Here is a 6,762-nt window from a genome sequence, read left to right as displayed (position 1 = left end):
AGTCCCACATCCGCCGCCGGTGTCCACCGTCGCCACGAGCGGCGTGCCGTAAGGCGATGAGCCACGGTGTGGAAAATCTCGCGACTCGTTGAATCCGTATCTATTGCTTGTTCTCCCCGAACACGAATGTCCGCTATGGTCGGAAGCGGACATTCACGAACGTCCGCTTTCGGCCAAGAGCGGACGTTCAGACAAGCGAGTTTTTTCGCACGTTTTCAAAAATGCATGTAGCTCAGGGTGTTTGAAAATTCTTCCAATGATTCCACTAACCTGAGGTTAGGCCCTATTGTGTCAGCATTGTGTCATCAAATGATATTGGTGGGTGAAATTAGGTAGGATTTAGGTGGGTTATGCTCACAACGGATAGCGCAAGTGCTTGGTTTAAAGTTCCCAAGGATGCGGGCATCTTTCTGTTAAAATGGATTTCCCACTTTTTTCTCACCAGGCGTACAATCGAGTCGTTCTAGGGCTTGCTGCGGGGTCGTTCACTTGGAGGTGCACCAATGAGTCGGTGGCTTGTGCAAACGGTTGCGAGGACGTGCAGGGGGGTCGTGGCGGCGATTCGGGCCCGGTGGAAAATTTTCTGAGCGGTAGCGATCGGTGTCTTTATCCTCAGCCTGCTTCTGCCGCTCGTTGTGCTTTCGCTTGCCCGTGGACCCTTTAATCATATTACCTTCAATCCCTGGCTCTCCAGATTACCCGAGTGGCTTGTCTACAGCGACGATACCTTCAGCCGAAAGGTGGAGTTTGTCTCAGACATGGCCCTCGGCTGGGTTATCGCGAACAATGCGGGAGGAGAAGTGGAGTGGGGATTTATCTTGGATGTCCCCTCCGTCGTGCGGTTCGTATTGACGTCGTTTCTTTTCGGGGCATATTTCGCCTTATGGTTCTACCGCCGAGATCAAGTGAGGCAGTATGGGTGGGGAACGCAAGTCGCTCAATACGGGGGAGCGGCGGGGGCGGTCACGAGCGGTCTCGGGTTCACGACGCAGGCGTGTAGCGTCATGGGATGCGGCGTCCCGGTGTTGCCAGTCATCGGACTGGCGCTCACAGGGGTCTCCAGTGGCACGCTCGTGTTTCTAGCGCAGCTCGCCGACGTGGCAACCGTCGTCGTACTCTCCGTGATCGCCTTAGGGGTGGCGTGGCTGGGCTGGCTCGTGGGTGGCGCCCTGAAGGAGCGCTGACCTCTTGGCGATTCAACGCAGACTGCCCGCTGTGCCTTTTTCCTTTCGATGCTGCCCGCCCGTGTCGCGTGGGCAGTGAGAGAGCTCACTCTTGTGAGGTGGCAGCGATCGATATACACCACCGTACCTGACTTGCACTTCATCTGACTCTCTTTAGGCGTTGCACCGAATGTCTGCTTTCGGCCAGAAGCGGACATTGGTAACCGTTCAGTTAACGACAAAGCTGAGCAGCGCCCACCGGATGATGGCTACCGCCTGTTTCTCCCTGTTATACAATTGTAATATTTGTGTGATCAACACGTGATCCGCGTCGTATTGAATCTCTATCTGCAACTCGAGCGTGAACGCTCGAGTGCGTCAGGACTGCCAGTTTCAAGATTCAGATATTTCGGTCGATGAAACTGGTTCCAGTCAAAACAGTTTCCCGGGTCGAACACCGGGGTCAATGAAAATTTTAGGAGAACATTAGAGATGTCAAAACAATCATCGGTTCTAGCGAATGTGGGTGTACTACTCGGCGCAATGGTGCTAGGTATTTCCGTTGGTATGGCCGACCCCACGAAGTCGGGTTCCAGCAGGCCAATGGGAGAAAAGATGGCCATGCAGGAGAAGATGGCTACGGAGAAAGAGACCGGTATGACAGAGGAAAAGACGGGTATGGAAGAAAAGATGCAGATGAAGGACAAGACGGGTATGCAGAAAGAGGCCGGTATGACGGAAGAAAAGATGGGTATGGAGAAAAGCGAGTCAATGACAGAGACAGGACATATGAAAATGGACAAAGATCAAATGAAAGGAGCCACGCCAATGGGAGACACGAAGCGTTAGTCGCGGACTTCGTGTTACAGCCACTCATCCGATTACCCCTCCAGGCGCGTATGCGGGAGGGGTATCTTCCGTTTCCACCGGCAACTGGGTTAGCTATGTACTAAGGGACTTTCTAAGGCGTATTATTGCTTGGCCATGACACGCAACGTCCTGATAATTGAAGACGATCCCGATATCTCGCGATTGATTAAGATTAACCTGCAGGATCTTGATTGCGACGCGAAGATCGCAGGCAACGGAATTGAAGGCCTAGAGGCCTTTAAACAAAAGCAGTTTGATCTGGTGGTATTGGATCTGATGTTGCCGGGGATGGATGGGCTCTCGGTCTGTCGCGAGATGCGAAAGGGTGGGGCCTATGTTCCGATTCTGGTCCTCACCGCCAAGTCCACTGAGTTAGATCGTGTGGTGGGGTTAGAGATGGGGGCGGACGACTATCTGACAAAGCCGTTCAGTATCCCCGAGTTAATGGCGCGGATTAAAGCGTTGTTTCGACGAGTGGACGCCCTTAGCAGCAAAGCCACAGAAGAAAAAGTGGCGAAACAGTTAATCGAACATGCCGGCTTGAGGATAGATGTCCAGCGGCACAAGGTAACGATCGATGACGTACCAGCAGAGCTAACTGCTCGCGAGTTTGACCTATTGGTTCACTTTGCGCGCCATCCGGGACGCGTGTTCAGTCGGGTTCAGCTACTCGACGCCGTATGGGGCTACAGCCACGAGGGCTACGAGCACACCGTTAACACCCACATCAACCGATTGCGGACAAAGATTGAAAAAGATCCGTCGAAACCTCGCTACATTCAAACGGTGTGGGGTGTCGGCTACAAATTTACAGATTGAGCAATGCTGAGTACGCTGTACGCAAAATTGTCTTTGGGTCTGGTTATACTGTTGATCGCGATCGGTCTGCTCTACGCCTTTATCAGTAACACCATCACGCGAAATTACCTGCAAGAAGTCAACCAGCAGTTCAACCGTCACCTTGCCCGTGACTTGGTGGCCGATCACAATCTAGTAGCCGAGGGACGCATCGACCAACAAGCCTTATCGGAAACCTTCCGGCAGTACATGGTGATCAACCCCAGCATCGAAATCTATTTGATTGACCTTGAGGGCAGCATCCTCTCTTATTCTGCCGACCCCGGAAAGGTGAAGCGAAAACGGGTATCGTTAGCACCAATCGAATCGTTTTTGGCGATGGACGAGCCCTACCCACTGCTCGGTGATGACCCGCGCAGCCACGATGGGAGAAAAGCATTTTCGGTTACGCCGGTGCCCAACCAACAGCGGCCCGAGGGTTATCTTTACGTAGTGTTGCGGGGCGAGCAGGTTGAACGGGTGGAGCAGATGATACGAGAGAGCTACTTCCTACGCATGAGTGGGTGGGCAGTTGCAACGAGCCTCGGCGTCGGTCTGGTAATAGGGCTTGTGGTCTTTCGCCTATTGACTCGACGGTTGCAGCGTCTATCGGCGGTGATGGAGGAGTTTGAGCAAAGCCGGTTTGATTCAGAGCGTACCTACGGCGTTGACGGCGGCCGCTCGGCGGACGAGGTGGATCGACTCGGCATCACCTTTGACCGCATGGCTCACCGAATCCGCGAGCAAATCGAACAACTGCGGGAACAAGATACGCTGCGCCGTCAACTAGTTGCCCAGGTGTCTCATGATCTGCGTACGCCCCTCGCCTCGATACAGGGTTATCTCGAGACCCTTCAGATCAAGGGGCAAGAACTGCCCGAGGAGCAACGCGCAGATTTTCTCCGCACGGCTCTCAAACAGGGACAGCGACTCAGCCGTATGGTTGAGGAGTTGTTTGAGCTGGCCAGCCTAGATGCGCGGGAGAAAGCGGCGGTGTTGGAGCCTTTCGCCCCTGCCGAGTTTGTACAGGATGTGGTACGGAAATATCGGTTGAGGGCGGAACAAAGAGAGATTGCCCTGGAGTTGGTCACTGCGCCCGATTTGCCCTTTGCACAAGGGGATATCGGTATGACCGAGCGAGTTCTGGATAATCTGCTGGATAACGCATTTGCCCATACCCCCGATGGTGGCTGCATTGTAGTCAAGCTCAGCGTGGATGAGAGGAGGCTTTCGGTTGCCGTGACGGACAGTGGGACGGGCATCGCCGAAGCCGATCTGCTCGCGGTGTTCGAACCTTTCTTTCGTGCCGATGCGGTACCGGCGGATGGTTCTCATTCCGGGCTCGGTCTGGCGATAGCCAAGCGCATCATGACATTGCAACACGGTGTAATTTGGGCTGCAAACGCCCCGCGGAACGGTGCGACATTCACCTTTGAGTTGCCTTTGGCCCCTACCTGATACCCACGAACTTAGACAAATCCCGCTTCTGTTATCAAATTGTGAATATTTTGTGACGTCGCTGTAATTCCACTGCCCGATACTTGATATTCCAGGCACGAAGTTCGTGCAGATGAATAGCGGGGTAATGGCGATGGTTCAATACTTTAAATCAATTTGTACGTCATATCAGCGCAGCGTCACGCAGAATATCGGTATTGCCTTGGTGGCTGGTGTTGCTTGGCTGGCATCTTCTAACGCCATGGCTGAAAGCTTCAGCTTCAATAGCGGCGACCGCCGCGTCGCACTGTACGAGCTTTTTACTTCCGAGGGCTGCAGCAGTTGCCCACCGGCAGAGGCATGGTTGGCTCGGCTGAAGCAGGACCCGCGCCTATGGAAGGAGATCGTGCCGCTGGCATTCCACGTGGACTACTGGGATTACCTGGGTTGGAAGGACAGGTTCGCCCAGCAAGAATACTCGGCTCGACAGTACCGCTACCAGGCAAAGGGCGATATCAGCACGGTCTACACGCCAGGTTTTGTGGTCAATGGTCACGAGTGGCGGGGTTGGTTTGACAGGCGGAACCCCGATGTAGCGGATGCACCTGCCGGCAATTTGACCGTCGAACTAAAAGGCGGGCGGGTAACGGCACAGTATCAGAGAACTGACAGTAGTCAACACCCGCTGGTGCTCAACCTCGCCCTGCTCGGTACAGGTCTGCAATCGAAAATCATCGCCGGAGAGAATCGGGGGCGAACGTTGAAACAGGAGTTCGTGGTGCTGAGGCACGTCACCATGCAGTCGCCGGACGCCCACTGGCAGTTACCGCTTCCATCTGTTGAAAAGGTGAACGCTAAACGGTTAGCTCTGGCCGTGTGGGTGAGCCGAGTGGGAGACCAAGTGCCTCTGCAGGCCACCGGTGGGTGGATCTCGCGTGCGATGAGATAGGCTTCCCTATCTCGCCGCGCGGTTTTGAATCAATTTTCGTGAGGAAAAGATTATGAAAACAGTAGCTATTTCTATTCTTGTGGTAGTAGGTGCTTTGGGTCTGTGGCAGGTAGTTGCGGGTGGCGTGATGGAGAAGGGGGTAACAACCATTGAGCCTAAGTACGCAGTGGCCACATTTGCCGGTGGTTGTTTCTGGTGCGTGGAATCGGACTTTGAAAAACTTCCGGGTGTGGTGGAGGTGATTTCCGGATACAGCGGAGGACATGTACCAAATCCAACCTACAAACAGGTCTCCGCCGGCGGGACGGGGCATACCGAAGCGGTACAGGTCTACTACGATCCCGAGAAAATTTCGTACGAAGGGTTGTTGCAGTCGTTGTGGCGTCAGGTCGACCCGACCGATGCTGAAGGACAATTTGTTGATCGCGGGCGCCAATACCGCCCGGCCGTCTTTTATCACGACGAAGCGCAGAAACGGGCGGCCGAGCATTCACTGGAGAAACTCGATAAATCGGGTCGCTACAGCCAGCCGGTCACACTCGCGATCGTACCGTTCGAGCGCTTCTATAATGCCGAGGAGTATCATCAGAACTATCACAAAAAAAATCCAATTCGTTACAAGTTATATCGCCTCGGATCAGGGCGGGATCAATATCTGGAAAAGACGTGGAGCAACGAACTGCACATTGATCTAAGCAAATATCAAAAGCAGGAAAACATATCTCAGTACTCGAAGCCGTCAGATGAAGCGTTGAAAAAGAGGCTCACACCTCTACAGTACGAGGTGACTCAGCAAGAGGGTACCGAGCGCCCGTTCCGAAACGAGTACTGGGACAACGAGCGCGACGGGATCTATGTGGATGTTGCTTCGGGAGAGCCGCTGTTTTCATCGATCGACAAGTATAAATCCGGTACCGGTTGGCCTAGCTTCACCAAGCCAATTGATGAAGCGTATGTGAAGACACGAACTGATTACAAATTCATCTTTCCGCGGACCGAGATCAGGAGTAAATTTGGCGACTCGCACCTCGGGCACGTATTCAAAGACGGTCCCACGCCAACCGGGCTGCGATACTGCGTAAATTCTGCGGCATTACGATTTATTCCAAAGGAGAGCCTGGGGGGAACTAGGTATGCGGCGTATGCTGTACGGTTTAAGTAAAGTCAAACCGCCGAGAGGGTAGTTTAGGCGTCGCATTGAATGTCTGCTTTGGGTCGTTTTCTGCCTTTCGCCATCGTATCATGCGACCGATCGCTTCTAGGCGAAAGCGGCCATAGGAATTTTGATGCAAAACCACGCGCCTACGAATTTGCGAGTGGCTGCTTGGGGTCGTTTCCGAACATTCACGAACGGCTGCTTTCGGCTGCGACCTCAACCGATCGACGCAACACATTGGCTAAATCGCTCGGCTGGTGTTTCGAAGTTTAACGTTTTTCTCGGCCGTTCGTTTAGCTGTCGAGCGACCGCGTTGAGTTTGGCCTGTGAGTGCGCTGATAAGTCCGTTC

7 protein-coding genes are annotated in these 6,762 nt (G+C 53.7%); 6 read left to right on the top strand and 1 reads right to left on the bottom strand.

Going from position 1 to position 6,762, the window contains the following annotated elements; translation table 11 throughout:
- The first annotated feature begins 635 nt into the window (after positions 1 to 635).
- From O6944_04585 to msrB, 6 genes are all read left to right on the top strand, one after another.
- Positions 636 to 1,184 carry a hypothetical protein gene (locus O6944_04585; protein MCZ6718416.1) on the top strand — a complete coding sequence of 183 codons (549 nt, stop codon included), beginning with the start codon at positions 636 to 638 and terminating at the stop codon, positions 1,182 to 1,184.
- Between the two features lie 471 nt (positions 1,185 to 1,655).
- Positions 1,656 to 2,012: a hypothetical protein gene (locus O6944_04580; GenBank protein ID MCZ6718415.1), complete on the top strand. Its 357-nt coding sequence runs from the start codon at positions 1,656 to 1,658 to the stop codon at positions 2,010 to 2,012.
- A gap of 135 nt (positions 2,013 to 2,147) precedes the next feature.
- Positions 2,148 to 2,852, top strand: coding sequence for a response regulator transcription factor (locus O6944_04575; protein ID MCZ6718414.1), 705 nt, complete (start codon positions 2,148 to 2,150; stop codon positions 2,850 to 2,852).
- Between the two features lie 3 nt (positions 2,853 to 2,855).
- The gene (locus O6944_04570) at positions 2,856 to 4,328 is read left to right on the top strand and encodes an ATP-binding protein (protein MCZ6718413.1); all 1,473 of its coding nucleotides are present in this window, start codon (positions 2,856 to 2,858) and stop codon (positions 4,326 to 4,328) included.
- 112 nt (positions 4,329 to 4,440) lie between these two features.
- Positions 4,441 to 5,256, top strand: a complete 816-nt coding sequence (locus O6944_04565) for a DUF1223 domain-containing protein (protein ID MCZ6718412.1) — start codon at positions 4,441 to 4,443, stop codon at positions 5,254 to 5,256.
- Positions 5,257 to 5,308: 52 nt separating this feature from the next.
- Positions 5,309 to 6,418, top strand: coding sequence for a peptide-methionine (R)-S-oxide reductase MsrB (gene msrB / locus O6944_04560; protein ID MCZ6718411.1), 1,110 nt, complete (start codon positions 5,309 to 5,311; stop codon positions 6,416 to 6,418).
- A 210-nt stretch (positions 6,419 to 6,628) separates the two neighbouring features.
- Here msrB and O6944_04555 read toward each other — a convergent pair.
- A partial coding sequence (locus tag O6944_04555; protein MCZ6718410.1) for an IS30 family transposase occupies positions 6,629 to 6,762 on the bottom strand: 134 nt, incomplete at its 5' end.

The sequence above is a fragment of the Gammaproteobacteria bacterium genome (genome assembly GCA_027296625.1).
Classification (GTDB): Bacteria; Pseudomonadota; Gammaproteobacteria; order JAKEHO01; family JAKEHO01; genus JAKEHO01.
Note: the sequence above shows the minus strand (reverse complement) of the source record. Positions and strands in the feature narration are given on the sequence as shown.

Coding starts and splice junctions, on each gene's coding strand:
- msrB (MCZ6718411.1), top strand. CDS start 5,309: ATGAAAACAGTAGCTATTTCTATTCTTGTGGTAGTAGGTGCTTTGGGT.
- O6944_04575 (MCZ6718414.1), top strand. CDS start 2,148: ATGACACGCAACGTCCTGATAATTGAAGACGATCCCGATATCTCGCGA.
- O6944_04570 (MCZ6718413.1), top strand. CDS start 2,856: ATGCTGAGTACGCTGTACGCAAAATTGTCTTTGGGTCTGGTTATACTG.
- O6944_04580 (MCZ6718415.1), top strand. CDS start 1,656: ATGTCAAAACAATCATCGGTTCTAGCGAATGTGGGTGTACTACTCGGC.
- O6944_04565 (MCZ6718412.1), top strand. CDS start 4,441: ATGAATAGCGGGGTAATGGCGATGGTTCAATACTTTAAATCAATTTGT.